Genomic DNA, 16002 nt, shown 5'->3' on the forward strand with positions numbered 1-16002 from the left:
GGCCCGAAAATCGCAGCCACGTTACGCTCGCGAATCCGCTAGACGGTCAGCACGATCTTCCCGGTCACCTTGCCGGCCACCAGTTGTCGGTGCGCGTCGCCGGCCTGTTGGATGGGCAGGCGGGCGCCGATGATCGGTCGCACCCGGCCGTCGGCGAGCATCGGCCACACCGAGGCCGTCACCGCCTGCACGATTTCGCTTTTGCTGTTCGGCCCGGTGACCGGGCGGGCGCGCAGCGTGGTGCCGATCACCCGCGCCCGCTTGGCGAGCAGTTTGCCGATGTTGAGCTCGGCCTTGATGCCGCCCTGCATGCCGATGATGACGAGCCGTCCGTCGCTCGCCAGGGCGTCGATGTTGCGGTCCAGGTAGGCCGCGCCCATGATGTCGAGGATCACGTCGGCCCCAGCGCCGTTCGTCTCGTCGCGCAGCCGCGCGACGAAGTCTTCGTCGTGGTAGTTGATGGTGATGTCGGCGCCGAGGTCGCGGCAGAAATCGAGCTTCTCCGTCGAGCCGGCGGTGACCGCCACCCGGGCCCCGAGCGCCCGCGCGATCTGGATCGCGTGGCTGCCGATGCCGCTGGCCCCGCCGTGCGCGAGCAGGAGTTGGCCCCGGCTCAGGCCCGCGATCAGCACCACGTTCGACCACACCGTGCAGGCCACCTCCGGCAGCCCGGCGGCGTCGACAAGATCCACACCGGACGGGATCGGCAGCACCTGGCCGGCCGGCACGGCGACGTACTCGGCGTACCCCCCGCCGGCCAGCAGCGCGCAAACCTCTTGCCCCGCAGTCCATTCCGAGACACCGTCGCCGACCTCGGAGATGACGCCGGACACCTCCATGCCGATGGTCTCGCTCGCACCCGGCGGCGGCGGATACTTGCCGGCGGCCTGCAGCACGTCGGCGCGGTTCACCCCGGCGGCAGCCACCTTGACGACGACCTCGCCGGGCCCGGCGGATACGTCGGCGACTTCTTGCCAGGAGAGTTGATCGGGGGATTCGGCGACGATGGCTCGCATGGCGGCCACGCTACCGGCCCCCGTTACCCTTGTCCGTGGTGGCGTGGCAGAGCGGCCTAATGCACTCGCCTTGAAAGCGAGAGACGGCTAAAACCGTCCGGGGGTTCAAATCCCTCCGCCACCGCCCTTCTCACTCGGCGTTCTGGTGCAGCGTGGGCGCGTAGCGCAGCACCGCACCCACCCCGTCGGCCGGGGAGATCCGCTCGTCGGTGCGCACCAGGGCGGCGCCGACCGAAATCGCGGACACCGGCAGCGCCTCGTCGGCCCGCAGCGTCTTCGCGGGAGCGGCGCCCTGCTCGGAGAGCACGTTTTCGTTGGGGGCGACGGTCGTCAGGCCCTCGTCGGCAACCACGGTGGCGTCGCCGATGTCGCCGATGATCAGCGTCTCCACCGCGCCTTGCCGCAGCGCCGAGCAGACGGGACCGAGTCCCTCGGCCGCCAGCCCCGATCCCCGCCTTATTTCGGCGGTAAACCGTTGTGCCGCATCGTCGATCGTCCGGAGCTGGCGCTTGACGAATTCGGCTTCGATGGCCCGCTCGATCTCGCCGAAGTCGTGGCCGCTGTGCCGCGCCCCGACCTCGAGCGCCACAGCGCGATCGTGCAGCCGTTCCGGCAGCGCGGCCAGCAGGTCGGAGCGCGAACGCACCTCACCGACCACGAAGATGACCTCGATCGCCTTGTCGTCGGCGAGTTCGGCGACGCGATCGGCGACCGCGCGCACGTTCTTGCGGGCGGCCTCGTCGGTGCGCAACTGGGGATCACCGTATCCGGCGGTCTCGGCCCCCGCGGCCTTGTGCACGGGGTAGCCCCCGCCGTCGACGGTCTCGGTGCGCAGCGTCCCGCCGATGTGGGTCGTGATGTCGGCGCCGCTGTGGTCGACGACCGCCAGGACATAGTCCGGGTGATCGAAGCTCTGTTCCAGAATCGGTACCAGGTAAGGCAATTCGGATACCCGGACCACGTTCGCGGCGGGACCGCGGGCCAGGTGCTCGTTGATCACCACACCGTCGGCGCTGGCGATCACCGCCCGTCCACTTCGACCGATCGGCGGACGCAGGTTCATCGCCGCGTCCTCGATCGCGTCGATCACCGTTGCGGCGGCGTGGGAGCGTTCGAGGTCTTCCTTGATCGCCCGCCACTTGAGCTCGAGTTGAGCCTCGGCGTCATGGGTGTCGTGCGAGTCGTCGAAATACACCGAGACGAACGGCCCCGGTGCGTCCAGCAGTTTGCGGAAGCGTTGCGAGTCCATGCCTTGTTGGTTGCCCCGCGAGCCGGAGCACAAACACCGTCAGCTTCGATCGCCCTCGCTGTCGTCGAAGAAATGCCAGTCGCCGTCGTGCTCGACTTCCATGCGCCAGCCGAGCTCGCTGTTGTCGGCCTTGTTGTCGACGAACCATGCGTGTGCGTCGTCGGCGCTGTCGATGTCTTTCGTCGCGACGACGTCGCCTTTCGGGTTGAGCACTCGATAGGTAGCCATGACGGCAGGGTTCCCACTGCCGTGGTCGCTAACCCGTGGGGATCTCGGCGGCGATCGTGTCCATCAGGCCCGTATACCTGCGGGCTTCCGGATCCCGGCCGGGCTTTCCGCTGCTCACCACGCCGGCCGCCAGCCCGCGCGCGGGGTCGGCCCAGATTGCGATGTTGACCAGGCCGAGGTTGCCGAACGCGTGCGGCGCGTTGCGACCGAACGGCCCCCACCGGTTGGTGCCGAGGATGTAGCCGGTGCCCCAGCGGGCCGGCTGCAGCCCGACCGCGAAATCCGGTCGCAGCCTTCGGCATTCGGCGATCGCACCGTACATGGTCTCCGGACTGATCACCCGTACGCCGTCGAGTTCGCCTCCGCGACGCCAGATCTCGGCGAACCGCGACATCTCCTGGGCGTTCGACACCGTGTTGGACGACGGGATGATGGTGGTCAAGAACAGCGGGGAGTTCGTGTACGGGATGATCTCGTGCACGGTTCCGCCGATCGCCTTGCGGAAGATCTGGGCGACCACCGGCGGAAGCGTTCGCCCGGTGGCGTGGCTCGGCGCGACCAGTGGGAGGTCCTTCTCGGCGACGCCGAAGTTGGTCCAGCGGAAGCCGAGTGGGTCGAGGATCTCGGTGGCCAGGATTTCGCGAATTTCCTTGCCGGTGGCCGCGTACACGATCTCGCGCACCAGCGGACCCCAGGTCAGCGCGTGGTACATGTGGAACAGCCCGGGGCGGTACAGCGGCCGCAATTCGCCGAGCTTCTGCTGCGCGTACTCGTGGTCGTCGGCGCGCGTGACGTCCGGCCGGGGGCCGGTCGGGAATGGCAGCCCGGCGCTGTGCGTCATCACGTGCCGGATGGTGATCCGGTGCTTGCCGTGGCTGGTGAAGGTGGGGATGTAATCGCAGACGCGGTCGTCGAGCGAGAAGACGCCCCGCTCGGCGAGCATGTGCACCACGGTCGCCGCCATCCCCTTGGCCGCCGAGTACACGCAGAACGGGGTGTCGGGCGTGACGGGGATCCGCTCGGCGTCGGGCGGGTCGCTCGGGGCGTTGCCCCAGCCGTGGCCGATCGCGCGGTTGAGCACGACGCGCCCGTGATGCCGGAGGCACAGCTGGATGGCCGGATGGAAGCCGGCCCGGTACCAATGCCGCGCTGCCTGCCAGATCCGGTCTATTGCGGCACTGTCGATTTCGGAGTGGTCTTCGGCACCGATCGTCGTCACCGAGTCCAGGTCGGCCGGGAGGCGGATCTTGCCGTCAGGAGTTGTCACCTCAGCGAGGGTACGTGTCCCCGGACTACTCCCCGGTGAACTGCGGCGGACGCTTCTCGAACGTCGCCGCGATGCCCTCGGTCAGGTCCTTGGACGGCAGGAACGCCGCGTTCCACGCGGCCACATACCGCAGGCTCTCCGAGACCGCCGCGATGCGCTGCTGGTCGAGGACGTCCTTGATGCCGTGGACGGTCAGCGGGGGATTGGCGGCGATCTCCGCGGCGGTCGCGTGGGCGGCGGCCAGCGTGGCCGCGGCGTCGGCGTACACGTCGTTGACCAGTCCGATCTTCTCGGCGCGGGCCGCGTCGATGTCCTTGCCGGTCAGCGCCAGCTCCCGCAGGTGGCCGTCGTTGAGGATCAACGGGAGGCGGGCCAGGCTGCCGACGTCGGCGACGATGGCGAGCTTCACCTCACGCACCGAGAACTTGGCGTCGGCGCTGGCGTAGCGAATGTCCACCGCCGAGATCAGGTCGACGCCACCGCCGATGCACCAGCCGTGCACCGCGGCGATGGTGGGGGTCCGGCAGTCGCCGACCGCGCTGATCGCGCCCTGCATGCGCTTGACCTCGCGGTGGAAGACGGCGCGCGGGCCGGCCAGCGCGTCGCCGGACAGCAGCGGGGTGAACGACCCGCCCATCGCCGGCACGTCCAGGCCGTAGCTGAAGTTCCTGCCCGAACCGGTCAGCACGATGGCGCGCACCTCGGGGTCGGCGTCCAGCTCACCGAACAGCTCGGGCAGCTCGGACCAGAAGGCCGGCCCCATCGCGTTGCCCTTGCCCGGCCCGATCAGCGTCACCTGGGCGACGTGGTCTTTCTTCTCCACGGTGACGGATTCATATGCTTGCGCCATATCGAGACCGTAGCGTGGCGAATATGGCTCCTGACTTGCGACCCGGTCCGCATTCCCCGCCGACCGACGAGCTGCACAGCGCCGAGGACACCCTGGGGGTGCTGCAGCGGGTGCTGCACACCCTGGCCGACGACGACCTGTCGTGTCGGACGCCCTGCGCGGATTTCGACGTGGCGCAGCTGACCGGGCACCTGCTCAATTCGATCAAGGCCCTCGGGGGCATGGTGGGCGCGGAAATCCCCGAACCCGCCGAGGGCGATTCCGTGGAACGACAGGTGGTCGCCGCGGCGCGGCCGGCGTTGGATGCCTGGCACCGCCACGGCCTCGGCGGATCGGTGCCGTTCGGCAAGGGTGAGATGCCCGCCAAGAGCGCGTGCGCCGTCCTGTCGATCGAATTCCTGGTGCACGCCTGGGATTACGCGACCGCGACGAAGCGCGAGGTCGACGCCCCCGAGCCGCTGTCCGAATATGTGCTGGGGTTGGCCCGCCGCATCATCCGCCCGGAGCTGCGAGGTGGCGCCGGGTTCGACGACCCGGTCGACGCGCCCGCCGACGCCGGCGCGCTCGAGCAGTTGGTCGCGTTCACCGGCCGCAACCCGGCGCGATAGTCCGCTCTTCGGCTTTCGCCCCGTCGAGTGTGAAGCCTGGGCTTTGGGTGTGAAGCCACGGCGGGTCCGCTCGACGGCTCTCTCGCCGCGGCGCTAGACCCGCTCGAGGTAGAAGTAGTAGTACTTGCCGTTGTCGCGGACGCCCTTGCCGTTCATGATGCCCATCACGGCGTTGTCGTCGATCTTCTTGAAGTGATCGTGCACCGGCTGGCCGTCGTAGACCATCGTGGCGGTGACCTCCCCGCGGAAGTCCTCCAGCCACAGGCTGGCCTCGCCCTTGCCCATTTCCACGTTCGAGAACTTGTTGCCGTCGGCGTCCAGGCAGACCAGCGGCTGCACGTCGCTGACGGATTTGAACGTCTTGCCGAACCACCCGGCCTTTTCTAGCTGGCCGTTCATCTTGTGGCCGGTCTGGAACTCGCCGCCCTTCCACTCGCCGAGCATTTCCTCGATCGCCGCGGGCGATAGCTCTGCCCAGAATTCGTCGAGCTCGGAATCCGCGATGTCGCCGCTGCGCTCTTTGAACTCGGTGAACTTCTTGCGGGCGAGGTCCACGGACGACTCCTTACGGTTCGGTGCGGGCAATCCAGTCGCAGGCAAAACGCAGCAGGGCGTCGTTTTCCTCCGGCGCACCAATGGTGACACGGATGCCCTCGGACGCGAACGGCCGCACCACCAGGCGCGCGTTGGCGGCCTGCTCGGTGAAATCCATGGTGCGTGACCCGAGCGGGAGCCAGACGAAGTTCGACTGAGACGGCGGCAGGTCGAACCCGCCGTCGCGCAGGGTGTCGCTCACGCGGGTGCGCTCGGCGACGAGCGCGTCGGTGCGGGCCATCAACTCGTCGGAGGCCTCCAGCGACGCGATGGCGGCCGCCTGCCCGACGTTGGTCACCGCGAACGGCATGACGACCTTGTCCAGCGCGGTGATCAGGTCGGGTTGGGCGATGGCGTAACCGACCCGCAGGCCCGCCAAGCCGTACGCCTTCGAAAAGGTCCGCAGCACAACGACATTGCTGTGGATGAGGGCCAGCTCCAGGCTGTTGGGCAGCATGCCGTCGCGGACGTACTCGACGTAGGCCTCGTCGATGGCGATCAGGATGTGCGACGGCACCGCGTCCACGAAGCGCGCCAGGTCGTCCGGGTCGACGACCGTGGACGTCGGGTTGTTGGGGTTGCAGACGAAAATCAGCCGCGTGCGGTCGGTGATCGCCGCGAGCATCGCGTCGAGGTCATGGGTGTGGTCGGTCAACGGCACCCGGACGGTCGTCGCGCCGGACACCTGGATGATGGGCAGGTAGCACTCGAAGCTGCGCCAGCCGATCATCACCTCGTCGCCGGCCGCGGCGGTGATCTGAACGAGCTGCTGGCACAACGTGACCGAACCGCTGCCGACCGCGATGTGCTCGGGGGCGACGTCGGAACCCAGGTGCATGGCCAGCGCCGCCTTGAGGTCCACGCTGGCGTTGTCCGGGTAGCGGTTGACGACGGCGATGGCCCGCTCGATCGCCGCATGCACACTGGGCAGCGGGCCGTAAACCGTCTCGTTGCTGGCCAGCTTGATCGAACCCGGGACGTTCTTGCCGGGCACATACACTGGCAGTCCGGCCAGTTCGGAGCGCAGACGGGCGGTCACTTCGACAGTTTATGTCTCAACTGTGTACAGTATGGCCGGTTCCGCGAGACCGGAAAGGGGTCGGTACCCTCAGAAAGTCCAAAGGGAGGCGTGCCAGAGCGGCCGAATGGGGCTCACTGCTAATGAGTTGTCCCCCTCAAAGGGGACCGGAGGTTCAAATCCTCTCGCCTCCGCTGGGTCCTTGAACGGAACACGGAACGACAACTGAAGAACAAGCGCCCGTAGCTCAACGGATAGAGCATCTGACTACGGATCAGAAGGTTAGGGGTTCGAATCCCTTCGGGCGCGCTCAGTCATTTCGTGCGCAAACGTGTTACAGGCAGCAGGGTCTGCGCGTAATATCAGCGGCCTCGGGCATCAGTTCAGTTCCGTGCGAACATCGGGGTTGCGCTATGTCCCGTGTCACCAAAATCCTCGCCGCCCTGGTAATCGCGTCCAGCGCCTTGCTGACGTCGGCTTGCGGTTGCAGTACAAGCGCAGCAGGTGTCACCACTTGCACTTTGTTGTAAGCGGCCGAATTCTGTTGTGCCCTCGGGTTTGACGGAACCTGGGGACACCCACCCTGGCAGGACCGGCCGCTAGCGTCCCCCGAACGGCCCACCGAATGGCCCGCGACGGGGCGGCTCGGTCACCGTTTGGGTGACGGTGCTGGTCTCGGTGCTCGGCGTCACGGTGACCGTGCTGGGTGAGACCGTCGTCGTGGGGGTATCGGTGCTCGGCGGCGGGACGGTCTCGGTGACGGTCTCGGTCGGCCCGCCACCACCGCCTCCGCCGTGGTGCCGCGGCGGCTCCGTTGTCGTCGTGGTCACCGGCGCGGTGGTGGACGGTGTCGGCGTCGTGGTCGTTGCCGGGCTGGGCGCCGGCGAAGGGCTGGCGAGCTTGACCGCCGCGAAGACGATCGCGCCCAGCAGTAGCGCGCCGATGGCGCCTGCCGCGACCAGCACGGCCGGGCGCCGGTACCAGGGCGTCGGGGGCCCGGGCGGCGGGGGTTCGGGCGGTGCGGGCACGGCGTCGTAATAGCCGCCGCCGTACCGCGCGGCCGCGGTGGGTTCGGAGTAGTAATCCGGTTCCTCGGGATGGGGCGGCACGAGACGAATGCTAGCGGGTCAGGCCGGGCTGTCGATGAGGCGCAGCGCCCGCTCGAACAGGTGCACGGTGGCGGCGTGCAATTGGTCGCCGACCTCCTTTTCCGCCTTTCCCGCGCAGGCCCGGGCCAGCGTCCCCTCGATCACGATCCCGAGCTTGAAGCAGGCCAGCACCGTGTACCAGGTGATGTGTGACAGGTCGCGGGTGGTGTTGGCGGCGTAGCGCTGGAAAAGCTCGTCGGTGCTGGCCAGCCCGTCCTGCCCGCCCAGGGCGTGGCTGAACACGGCCGAACCGTCGGGCTGGCGCCAGGTGGCCAGCAGCCAGCCCAGGTCCAGCAGCGGATCGCCGATCGTGCACATCTCCCAGTCGACGATCGCGACCACCTCCGGGCCCGTGCGCGAGAACATCACGTTGGCCGCGTGGTAGTCGCCGTGCATGATGCCGGGCGTCCAGTGCGCCGGCCGGTGACGGTCGAGCCAGGCCGACACCTCCTCGATGCCGGGGATCTGCGGGCCGGGATATCCGTCGTAGTCGTTGTAGGACTCGAGCTCGGAAAGCCAGCGCGGCACCTGGCGCTCCAAAAAGCCCTCCGGCTTGCCGAAGTCGGCGAGTCCGACGGCGACATGGTCGACGGCGCCGAGCTTGGCCAACGCGTCGGCCATCGACAGCCCCATGCCGTGTCGCACCTTGGCATCGCCGGCATGCAATGGCGGCAGGCCCTCGCCGGCGTTGAATCCGTCGACCGGATCCATCAGGTAGAAGACCGCGTCGCCCAGCACGGCGGGGTCCTCGCAGACGGCTATCAGGTGCGGATGGGGAACATCGGAACCAGCCAGTGCCGCAAGGACTTTTGTCTCCCGCAGGATCACGCTGTTGCTGCGCGGCCGCAGGTGGCGTGGCCCGCGCCGCAGCACGTAGGGCCGGCCGGCCCTGTTGAATCGCAGCATGACGTTCTGCGTTCCGCCGGTCACGTTGGAGACGTCTTCCAGCGGGCCCTCGCCGAGCCCCTGCCCGGACATCCATTCCGCTACGGCTTGAAGATTCACGTGGTCCACTGCTCAGCCCTTCGGGTGTGGCGTGTATCGGACCGTCTGCGCAGCGATCATGCCGTCACGGAACACGAACGTGTCGACGCCGTCGTCGACCCGGCTGGCGGCCGAATCGGCGGCCCATTCCAGGAACAGCACGTCGCCGTCGAAGAGCTGGGTTTTCAAGTCCCAGTTGGCATCCGGCAGATCGGCGAGCAGCTGCGCGAACACCTGGCGGATGGCGTCCTTGCCGCGCGCGACGCCGGCGGGACTGATCAGCACGGAGTCCTCCGCGTAGTCGGCGAGGATTTCGTCAAGGTCGCCCGCGGCCAGCGCCGCGCCGTGGTGGGCGAACACTTCCTGCGGCGTACGCGACGGGGTGGGCGTCATGGCACTCCCTTGCAACCTGTGGACCGTCTGGGAAAAAGACTAGGGCAGGGGCGACGCGCGGCATCCGGTGGCGGCGACTGGAAGAATAGTGTGCATAACTTACTTTCTGGGGAAGGGACCTGGCGATGCCGCGGACCGACAACGATTCCTGGGAGATCACCCAAAGCGTCGGCGCCACCGCGCTCGGTGTCGCCGCTGCCCGCGCCGCGGAGACCGAGAGCGAGAACCCGCTGATCAACGACCCATTTGCGCGGGTGTTCGTCGACGCCGCGGGTGAGGGGATGTGGAGCATCTATGCCGATCCGGCGCTGTTGGCCAAAGCGGCCGACATCGAGCCCGATCTGCGGGCTCGGCTGCAGCTGATGGTCGACTTCATGGCCACCCGGACGGCGTTCTTCGACGAGTTCTTCCTGGGCGCGGCCGACGCCGGCGTTCGCCAGGTGGTGATCCTGGCGGCCGGACTGGACGCGCGCAGCTGGCGGCTCCCGTGGCCCGACGGGACGGTCGTCTACGAGCTCGACCAGCCCAAGGTGCTGGAATTCAAATCCGACACGCTGCGCGAGCACGGGGCGCAGCCGACCGCGCGGCTGGTCAACGTCCCGATCGACCTGCGGCAGGACTGGCCGAAAGCATTGCAAGACGCGGGGTTTGACGCTTCCCGCCCGGCGGTCTGGTCGGCCGAAGGGCTCGTTCGCTACCTGCCGGCACAGGCCCAGGACTTGCTGTTCGAGCGGATAGATTCGTTGAGCGCCGAAGGCAGCTGGCTGGCCTCCAACGTGCCCGATTCGGGTTTCACCGACCCCGACCGTGTGCAGCGCCAGCGCGAGGACATGCGCCGCATGCGGGCCGCCGCCGCCGAACTGGTCAACGCCGAGATCACGGACTTCGACGACCTCTGGTATCCGGAGGAGCGCACGCCCGTCGACGGCTGGCTGCGGGGCCGCGGCTGGGACGTCGCGACCGCGACGTTCGCGGAGTTGATGGACCGGTACGGCCGCCGGATCCCGCAGGGCGCGGAGGATTCGATGCCGCCCACCCTCTACGTGTCCGCGCAGCGGCGAGCGGGCTGATCGGACGCTGAGATCGAAAGTGCCGCTGCTGATTAGCGGCTCGTCGCACGCCATTTCGGGTGGAAATGCCGCGGGTCGGGCTGAATCCTCGAATTAGCTGAGCTAATCCGGAAGGCAGGGCTCCCCGGGCCCCGGCGGCGCGAGGGGCCGGTTCCCGCGCCGACTACCTCTGACGTGCCGGGATGTGCCGACAAGCGCTGCCGCATAACCCATTGCATGTTTAGACGTAAGTCGAATGGGTAACTTCACGTCCACGAGAAACTTCTTCTCGACCACAATGGAGGTCACGATGCGTGGCAGCGGGATCATCGGAACGGTTGCTTTGGTGTGGTTGCTGATCGGAGCCTTCGCGGCGTGGCAACGGGATTACTTCAAAAACGACCAGACGACATGCGCCTCCGCGGGCACGGTTGCGGTGACGGTGATCGCCGGACCCTTGAATTACTTTGGCGTCAATCCGAAAGTCACGGATTGTCATCTGCCGCAACCAAGTTCAATGCAATCGGTCAGCCTCTAACCCTCACCCGAAGGAAGTCGAAATGGTTATCTTAGGAATTGTCCTGCTTGTTCTCGGGTATTTCTTCCACGTACCCGTGCTGACCACGCTGGGAATCGTGCTGCTGGTCATCGGCGCGATCCTCTGGATTTTGGGCTCGATCGGCCGCCCGGTCGCCGGTCGGCGCTACTGGTATTAACCGCTTCGGCCGAACACCGCGATCGCGCGACTGCCCGGGCAGTCGCGCGTTTCGTTTCACAGCGCGCGCATAGGTTGGTCATAGGCTCGGCTCAGTCGGTAGCGGATACTGGGTGTTGTGACCCAACCCCGAGCCTCTGTAGAGCGGGTTGTCATGTGTCGTGCAGACGGCAACCCCATCAACGTGCTGGTCGTAGACGACGAACCCGTCCTGGCCGAAATGGTGTCGATGGCGCTGCGGTACGAGGGCTGGAACATCTCCACCGCCGGGGACGGGGAATCGGCCATCGCGGCCGCCCGCAACCAGCGTCCCGACGTGGTTGTGCTCGACGTGATGCTGCCCGACATGAGCGGCCTCGACGTCCTGCACAAGCTGCGCGGGGAGATCCCGCAGCTGCCGGTGCTGCTGTTGACGGCCAAGGACGCGGTGGAAGATCGCATCGCGGGGCTGACGGCCGGCGGCGACGACTACGTCACCAAGCCGTTCAGCATCGAAGAGGTCGTGCTGCGCCTGCGGGCGCTGTTGCGGCGCACCGGGGTGACGACCGTGGACAGCGGCGCGCAGCTGGTGGTCGGGGACTTGGTGCTCGACGAGGACAGCCACGAGGTCACCCGCGCCGGTGAGCCAATCTCGTTGACCTCGACCGAATTTGAGCTGCTGCGCTTCATGATGCGCAACTCCAAGCGGGTGCTGAGCAAGGCCCAAATCCTGGACAGGGTATGGAGTTACGACTTCGGCGGCCGGTCCAACATCGTCGAGCTCTACATTTCCTACCTGCGCAAGAAGATCGACAACGGTCGCGATCCGATGATCCACACGCTGCGCGGCGCGGGTTATGTCCTCAAGCCGGCCCGCTGACCCGCGGAGGGTCTGGTCCCTCCGGCTGCGGCTGCTGGTCGGGCAGATCGTCGTCTTGGCGATCGTGTGCGTCGGCATCACCGCGGTGACCGAACTGGCGCTGAACCACCACCTGGTGAAGCAGCTCGACGGCCAACTCGCCGGGACCTCGTTCCGCTCGGCGCTGATGTACCCCGAACCGAACCACCCCGGATGGCACCACCACCAGCATTCCTACTATCCGAGGCCGGGCCCCGGCCCCCGCTTCCTGGATGCCCCGGGTCAGCCGGCGGGCATGGTGGCGGCTGTGGTCAGCCACGGCAAGACGGTCGACGCCGGCTACCTGACCAGCAGCGGCACCCGGGATGACCTGACCCCGGCCGCCCAGACCCAACTGGAACAGATCGCCGGCAGCCGCGCGCCGGTCACGCTGAACCTGGACGGCCTTGGCCTCTACCGCGTCGTCGCGGCCCCGAGCCGCAACGGCAGCGACATCATCGTCACCGGCCTGTCGATGTCCAACATCGACGCCACCCTGATCCGGATGCTCGTCATCTTCGGGATCGTCACCGCGGTCGCGCTGGCGGCCGCGACGATCGCCGGGGTGGTGATCATCAGGCGGGCACTGGCACCGCTGCGCCGCGTCGCGCAAACCGCGGGCCAGGTCGCCGACCTGCCGCTGTCGCGCGGCGAGGTCGAACTGCCTGTGCGCGTACGCGAATCGGACGCAAACCCCTCCACCGAAGTGGGACAACTCGGTGCCTCGCTCAACCGGATGCTCGACCACATCGCGGAAGCGCTTTCGGCGCGGCAGGCCAGCGAGACTCGCGTTCGTCAGTTCGTCGCCGACGCCAGTCATGAACTGCGCACACCCCTTGCCGCGATCCGGGGCTATACCGAACTGACGCAACGGATGGGTGACGACCGCGAGGCCGTGGCGCAAGCGATGAGCCGGGTGGCGTCCGAGACCGAGCGGATGACGCGCCTGGTGGAGGACCTGCTGCTGCTGGCCCGCCTGGATTCCGGCCGGCCGCTGGAACGCGAATCGGTCGATCTGTCGCGGTTGGCGGTGGATGCGGTCAACGACGCTCACGTCGCGGGACCGGATCATCAGTGGGAACTCGACCTGCCCGAAGAACCGGTGCTCGTCACCGGTGACGCGGCGCGGCTCCACCAGGTGCTGACGAATCTGCTTGCCAACGCCCGCGTCCACACCGGCGCCGGCACCGTGGTGACGACGCGCTTGAGCACCGAACCGTCGCACACCGTGCTGCAGGTCATCGACAACGGACCCGGCATTCCGGTGGCGCTGCAATCGGAGGTCTTCGAACGGTTCGCCCGCGGCGACTCCTCGCGCTCGCGCAAGGGCGGCAGTACCGGGCTTGGCCTGGCGATCGTCTCGGCCGTGGTGAGGGCGCACAACGGGACGATCGCGGTCGACAGCTCACCGGGCCGCACCGAGTTCACGGTGCGGTTGCCACCCAACGGATGGCAACCGCCCGCATCGGCCTAGCTGTTACAGGTCACATTGATTTCGAACGGCTTGTTCACCGGCTGCATGGGATTGGCCATGTCCACCCCGGTGGCGGTGCCGCTGATCTTGTAGCTGTTGCCGTCCTTGCTGGCGGTGGCATTGCCCTGCCCGGTGCCCGAGGTGTAGCCGAGCGTCACGCCGTTGACATTGCCCAGCCCAACGGATTTCACCTGTGGGGGGTTGCCGTCGCTGAGCACGGCGGCGATGCCGGTCGCTGCGCCACCGATCGCGATGTTGATGGTGCCGCCCGCATTTGTGCACACGACCGAACCGGTGACGTTCTGGTCCTTGCCGTCGATGGTGACCTTCGTACCGGCGGCACCGCCGGTGCTTGCCGACGCGCTGGTACCCGAGCTACTTGCGGAACTGCTCGCGCTCGTTCCCGACTTGTTACCACCCGAACAGCCGGAAATAGCCGCGGCAAGAATTGCCGCTCCAGCCACCGCGACCGTCAATTGACGCTTCACCTGTTCTCCTTTGCCCGATAGTTGCGGACCTCGGCATCGAGGGCCGTCTGGGCAGTATGCGGGTTAACTGGGCCGAGAATCCAGAACCCGGAGAAATTGTTGCGGTATACATTATTTGGTCGGTGAAACGCCTTTCGCGGACCGTTGCATCAATGGCAAGGTGTAGGTGGTGGATCACAAGCCTCCCAGTCCTGTCATCGAGTCCGCCCACCGCGAACAGGTCCTGCCACTCCAGGACGTCGCCGATTTCCGCGATGCGGTCCGCGGATTCATTGCGGCCTTGTCGCCGTGCGTGATTCGGGCGGCCGACGGTCGAGTCGTCTGGGACAACGATGCCTACGCGTTCCTGGACGGCCCCGCCCCGACGTCGGTCCATCCCAGCCTGTGGCGGCAGTCGACGCTGACCGCCAAACAGGGCCTCTACGAAGTGGTTCCGGGTATTTACCAAGTCCGCGGTCTCGACATCTCCAACGTGACGTTCGTGGAGACCGACAGCGGCATCATCGTCATCGATCCGTTGACCTCCACCGAGGTGGCCGCGGCGGCGCTGGCGCTGTATCGCGAACATCGAGGCGGCGACCGGCCCGTCGTCGCGGTGATCTACACCCACAGCCACGCCGATCACTTCGGCGGCGTACTGGGCGTCACCTCGCAGGCCGACGTCGACGCCGGCACGGTAGCAGTGCTGGCGCCGGAAGGCTTCATCGAGCACGCGGTCTCCGAAAACGTCTACGCCGGACCGGCCATGACGCGACGGGCGTCCTACATGTACGGCACCCTGCTGCCGCGCGGGCCCATGGATCAGGTCGGCTGCGGGCTCGGCCAGGCGCCCTCCACCGGCGAGGTCGCCGTCATCGTCCCCACCATCGACATCCGCACCACCGGTGAAAAGCACACGATCGACGGGGTGGAGATCGAGTTCCAGCTGGCGCCCGGCACCGAGGCGCCCGCCGAAATGCATTTCTATTTCCCGCGTTTCCTGGCCCTGTGCATGGCCGAGAACGCCACCCACAATCTGCACAACCTGCTGACCCTGCGGGGCGCGCTGGTGCGCGACCCACACGCCTGGTCCGGATACCTCACCGAAGCGATCGACACGTTCGCCGACCGCGCCGACGTCGTATTCGCCTCCCACCATTGGCCGACATGGGGCAAAGACAGCATCGTCGAGTTCCTGTCGACGCAGCGCGACTTGTATGCCTATTTGCACGACCAGACGCTGCGGTTGCTGAACCAGGGTTACACCGGCGTCGAGATCGCCGAAATGTTCCAGATGCCACCGGCACTCGAGCAGGCCTGGCACACGCACGGCTACTACGGCTCGGTGAGCCACAACGTCAAGGCGATCTATCAGCGCTACATGGGGTGGTTCGACGGCAATCCGGCCAGGCTGTGGCCGCACCCTCCCGAGGCGCTCGCGCCCCGCTATGTCGAGGCGATGGGCGGTGTCGACCGGGTCGTCGACCTTGCGCGTCAGGCGTTCGACTCGGGTGACTATCGTTGGGCTGCAACGTTACTGGACCACGCGATCTTCACCGACAGCGAGCATACCGGCGCGCGCGCCCTGTACGCCGACGCGCTCGAGCAGCTCGCCTACGGCGCCGAAAACGCGACCTGGCGCAACTTCTTCCTGAGCGGGGCAACGGAGTTGCGCGATGGCAACTTCGGCACCGCAACTACCACCGCTTCAGCGCCCATGATGTCCCAGCTGACACCGGAGCAGATCTTCGACGGCCTGGCGATCCGGGTCAACGGCCCGCGCGGCTGGGATCTCGACATCACCATCGACGTCACCTTGGGCGACTCGGCGGTCACCCATCGGCTCACCCTGCGCAACGGGGTGCTCGTGCACCGCAAGGCGGCGCCCGACCCCGAGACGGCGTCCGTCACGGTCAAGCTGGTCAACAAGATTCGGCTGCTGGCCGTGGCGGCGGGCGACTTCACCTCGCCCGGCCTGGAGCTATCCGGTGACCGGGGTGCGCTGCAGGCCGTGCTGGATGTGCTCGACGGGCCGGTCCCCGATTTCAACATCGTCACACCGTGA

The 16002-nt window shown here is 67.4% G+C and carries 18 protein-coding genes and 3 tRNA genes; 10 read left to right on the forward strand and 11 right to left on the reverse strand.

What is annotated here, in order from left to right; genetic code table 11:
- Window positions 1–38: 38 nt before the first annotated feature.
- Entirely contained in the window at window positions 39–1016 is a 978-nt protein-coding gene (locus JF781_RS06590) for an NAD(P)H-quinone oxidoreductase (RefSeq protein ID WP_225326037.1), read from the reverse strand.
- Window positions 1017–1053: 37 nt separating this feature from the next.
- On the opposite strand from JF781_RS06590, the gene JF781_RS06595 reads away from it, so the two are divergent.
- Window positions 1054–1140 (forward strand) — tRNA-Ser (locus tag JF781_RS06595).
- Between the two features lie 6 nt (window positions 1141–1146).
- Here JF781_RS06595 and JF781_RS06600 read toward each other — a convergent pair.
- The 4 genes from JF781_RS06600 to JF781_RS06615 are packed head-to-tail and all read right to left on the reverse strand — an operon-like array spanning window position 1147 to window position 4610.
- Window positions 1147–2265 carry a hypothetical protein gene (locus JF781_RS06600; RefSeq protein WP_225326038.1) on the reverse strand — a complete coding sequence of 373 codons (1119 nt, stop codon included), beginning with the start codon at window positions 2263–2265 and terminating at the stop codon, window positions 1147–1149.
- Window positions 2266–2304: 39 nt separating this feature from the next.
- Window positions 2305–2493 (reverse strand): hypothetical protein, encoded by a 189-nt coding sequence (locus JF781_RS06605; RefSeq protein WP_008263089.1) that lies wholly within the window; start codon window positions 2491–2493, stop codon window positions 2305–2307.
- 28 nt (window positions 2494–2521) lie between these two features.
- The gene (lipE, locus tag JF781_RS06610; protein ID WP_225326039.1) at window positions 2522–3760 is read right to left on the reverse strand and encodes a lipase LipE; all 1239 of its coding nucleotides are present in this window, start codon (window positions 3758–3760) and stop codon (window positions 2522–2524) included.
- Window positions 3761–3785: 25 nt separating this feature from the next.
- Window positions 3786–4610 carry a crotonase/enoyl-CoA hydratase family protein gene (locus JF781_RS06615; protein ID WP_225326040.1) on the reverse strand — a complete coding sequence of 275 codons (825 nt, stop codon included), beginning with the start codon at window positions 4608–4610 and terminating at the stop codon, window positions 3786–3788.
- A 23-nt stretch (window positions 4611–4633) separates the two neighbouring features.
- On the opposite strand from JF781_RS06615, the gene JF781_RS06620 reads away from it, so the two are divergent.
- Window positions 4634–5218, forward strand: coding sequence for a TIGR03086 family metal-binding protein (locus JF781_RS06620; RefSeq protein ID WP_225326041.1), 585 nt, complete (start codon window positions 4634–4636; stop codon window positions 5216–5218).
- Between the two features lie 93 nt (window positions 5219–5311).
- On the opposite strand, the gene JF781_RS06625 is transcribed toward JF781_RS06620, so the two are convergent.
- Both JF781_RS06625 and hisC read right to left on the reverse strand, forming a co-directional pair.
- Window positions 5312–5773, reverse strand: a complete 462-nt coding sequence (locus JF781_RS06625; protein WP_225326042.1) for a DUF4334 domain-containing protein — start codon at window positions 5771–5773, stop codon at window positions 5312–5314.
- Between the two features lie 10 nt (window positions 5774–5783).
- Window positions 5784–6851: a histidinol-phosphate transaminase gene (gene hisC, locus JF781_RS06630; RefSeq protein WP_225326043.1), complete on the reverse strand. Its 1068-nt coding sequence runs from the start codon at window positions 6849–6851 to the stop codon at window positions 5784–5786.
- Window positions 6852–6935: 84 nt separating this feature from the next.
- Between hisC and JF781_RS06635 the strand changes: the two genes are divergently transcribed.
- Both JF781_RS06635 and JF781_RS06640 read left to right on the forward strand, forming a co-directional pair.
- Window positions 6936–7024, forward strand: a tRNA-Ser gene (locus JF781_RS06635).
- 42 nt (window positions 7025–7066) lie between these two features.
- Window positions 7067–7139 (forward strand) — tRNA-Arg (locus JF781_RS06640).
- 290 nt (window positions 7140–7429) lie between these two features.
- Here the strand turns inward: JF781_RS06640 and JF781_RS06645 are convergent.
- The 3 genes from JF781_RS06645 to JF781_RS06655 are packed head-to-tail and all read right to left on the reverse strand — an operon-like array spanning window position 7430 to window position 9355.
- Complete coding sequence (locus JF781_RS06645; protein WP_225326044.1) at window positions 7430–7939, reverse strand: hypothetical protein; 510 nt, start codon at window positions 7937–7939, stop codon at window positions 7430–7432.
- Between the two features lie 18 nt (window positions 7940–7957).
- Window positions 7958–8956 (reverse strand): phosphotransferase family protein, encoded by a 999-nt coding sequence (locus JF781_RS06650; RefSeq protein WP_225326305.1) that lies wholly within the window; start codon window positions 8954–8956, stop codon window positions 7958–7960.
- Between the two features lie 39 nt (window positions 8957–8995).
- The gene (locus JF781_RS06655) at window positions 8996–9355 is read right to left on the reverse strand and encodes a nuclear transport factor 2 family protein (protein WP_225326045.1); all 360 of its coding nucleotides are present in this window, start codon (window positions 9353–9355) and stop codon (window positions 8996–8998) included.
- A 125-nt stretch (window positions 9356–9480) separates the two neighbouring features.
- Between JF781_RS06655 and JF781_RS06660 the strand changes: the two genes are divergently transcribed.
- The 5 genes from JF781_RS06660 (at window position 9481) to JF781_RS06680 (ending at window position 13470) form a co-directional block, all read left to right on the forward strand.
- Entirely contained in the window at window positions 9481–10425 is a 945-nt protein-coding gene (locus JF781_RS06660) for a class I SAM-dependent methyltransferase (protein ID WP_225326046.1), read from the forward strand.
- 277 nt (window positions 10426–10702) lie between these two features.
- Complete coding sequence (locus tag JF781_RS06665; RefSeq protein WP_225326306.1) at window positions 10703–10942, forward strand: hypothetical protein; 240 nt, start codon at window positions 10703–10705, stop codon at window positions 10940–10942.
- Between the two features lie 22 nt (window positions 10943–10964).
- Window positions 10965–11120 carry a DUF6131 family protein gene (locus JF781_RS06670; RefSeq protein ID WP_008263106.1) on the forward strand — a complete coding sequence of 52 codons (156 nt, stop codon included), beginning with the start codon at window positions 10965–10967 and terminating at the stop codon, window positions 11118–11120.
- 153 nt (window positions 11121–11273) lie between these two features.
- On the forward strand, window positions 11274–11978 hold the full coding sequence (gene tcrX, locus JF781_RS06675; protein ID WP_008263107.1) for a two-component system response regulator TcrX: 705 nt from the start codon (window positions 11274–11276) through the stop codon (window positions 11976–11978).
- Window positions 11956–13470, forward strand: coding sequence for a cell wall metabolism sensor histidine kinase WalK (locus tag JF781_RS06680; protein ID WP_225326047.1), 1515 nt, complete (start codon window positions 11956–11958; stop codon window positions 13468–13470). The genes tcrX and JF781_RS06680 overlap by 23 nt, the downstream gene beginning before the upstream one ends.
- Here JF781_RS06680 and JF781_RS06685 read toward each other — a convergent pair.
- Complete coding sequence (locus JF781_RS06685; RefSeq protein WP_225326048.1) at window positions 13467–13958, reverse strand: lipoprotein LpqH; 492 nt, start codon at window positions 13956–13958, stop codon at window positions 13467–13469. The two genes, JF781_RS06680 and JF781_RS06685, sit on opposite strands and share 4 nt — an antisense overlap.
- Before the next feature lie 166 nt (window positions 13959–14124).
- On the opposite strand from JF781_RS06685, the gene JF781_RS06690 reads away from it, so the two are divergent.
- Window positions 14125–16002 (forward strand): alkyl/aryl-sulfatase, encoded by a 1878-nt coding sequence (locus tag JF781_RS06690; protein ID WP_225326049.1) that lies wholly within the window; start codon window positions 14125–14127, stop codon window positions 16000–16002.

The organism is Mycobacterium sp. WUMAC-067 (assembly GCF_020217485.1).
Taxonomy (GTDB): Bacteria; Actinomycetota; Actinomycetes; order Mycobacteriales; family Mycobacteriaceae; genus Mycobacterium.

Excerpts from the sequence above, each read along its gene's own strand:
- JF781_RS06590 (WP_225326037.1), bottom strand. The coding sequence starts at position 1,016 with ATGCGAGCCATCGTCGCCGAATCCCCCGATCAACTCTCCTGGCAAGAA.
- JF781_RS06600 (WP_225326038.1), bottom strand. The coding sequence starts at position 2,265 with ATGGACTCGCAACGCTTCCGCAAACTGCTGGACGCACCGGGGCCGTTC.
- JF781_RS06605 (WP_008263089.1), bottom strand. The coding sequence starts at position 2,493 with ATGGCTACCTATCGAGTGCTCAACCCGAAAGGCGACGTCGTCGCGACG.
- JF781_RS06615 (WP_225326040.1), bottom strand. The coding sequence starts at position 4,610 with ATGGCGCAAGCATATGAATCCGTCACCGTGGAGAAGAAAGACCACGTC.
- JF781_RS06620 (WP_225326041.1), top strand. The coding sequence starts at position 4,634 with ATGGCTCCTGACTTGCGACCCGGTCCGCATTCCCCGCCGACCGACGAG.
- JF781_RS06650 (WP_225326305.1), bottom strand. The coding sequence starts at position 8,956 with ATGTCCGGGCAGGGGCTCGGCGAGGGCCCGCTGGAAGACGTCTCCAAC.
- JF781_RS06655 (WP_225326045.1), bottom strand. The coding sequence starts at position 9,355 with ATGACGCCCACCCCGTCGCGTACGCCGCAGGAAGTGTTCGCCCACCAC.
- JF781_RS06660 (WP_225326046.1), top strand. The coding sequence starts at position 9,481 with ATGCCGCGGACCGACAACGATTCCTGGGAGATCACCCAAAGCGTCGGC.
- JF781_RS06665 (WP_225326306.1), top strand. The coding sequence starts at position 10,703 with ATGGAGGTCACGATGCGTGGCAGCGGGATCATCGGAACGGTTGCTTTG.
- JF781_RS06670 (WP_008263106.1), top strand. The coding sequence starts at position 10,965 with ATGGTTATCTTAGGAATTGTCCTGCTTGTTCTCGGGTATTTCTTCCAC.
- tcrX (WP_008263107.1), top strand. The coding sequence starts at position 11,274 with ATGTGTCGTGCAGACGGCAACCCCATCAACGTGCTGGTCGTAGACGAC.
- JF781_RS06680 (WP_225326047.1), top strand. The coding sequence starts at position 11,956 with ATGTCCTCAAGCCGGCCCGCTGACCCGCGGAGGGTCTGGTCCCTCCGG.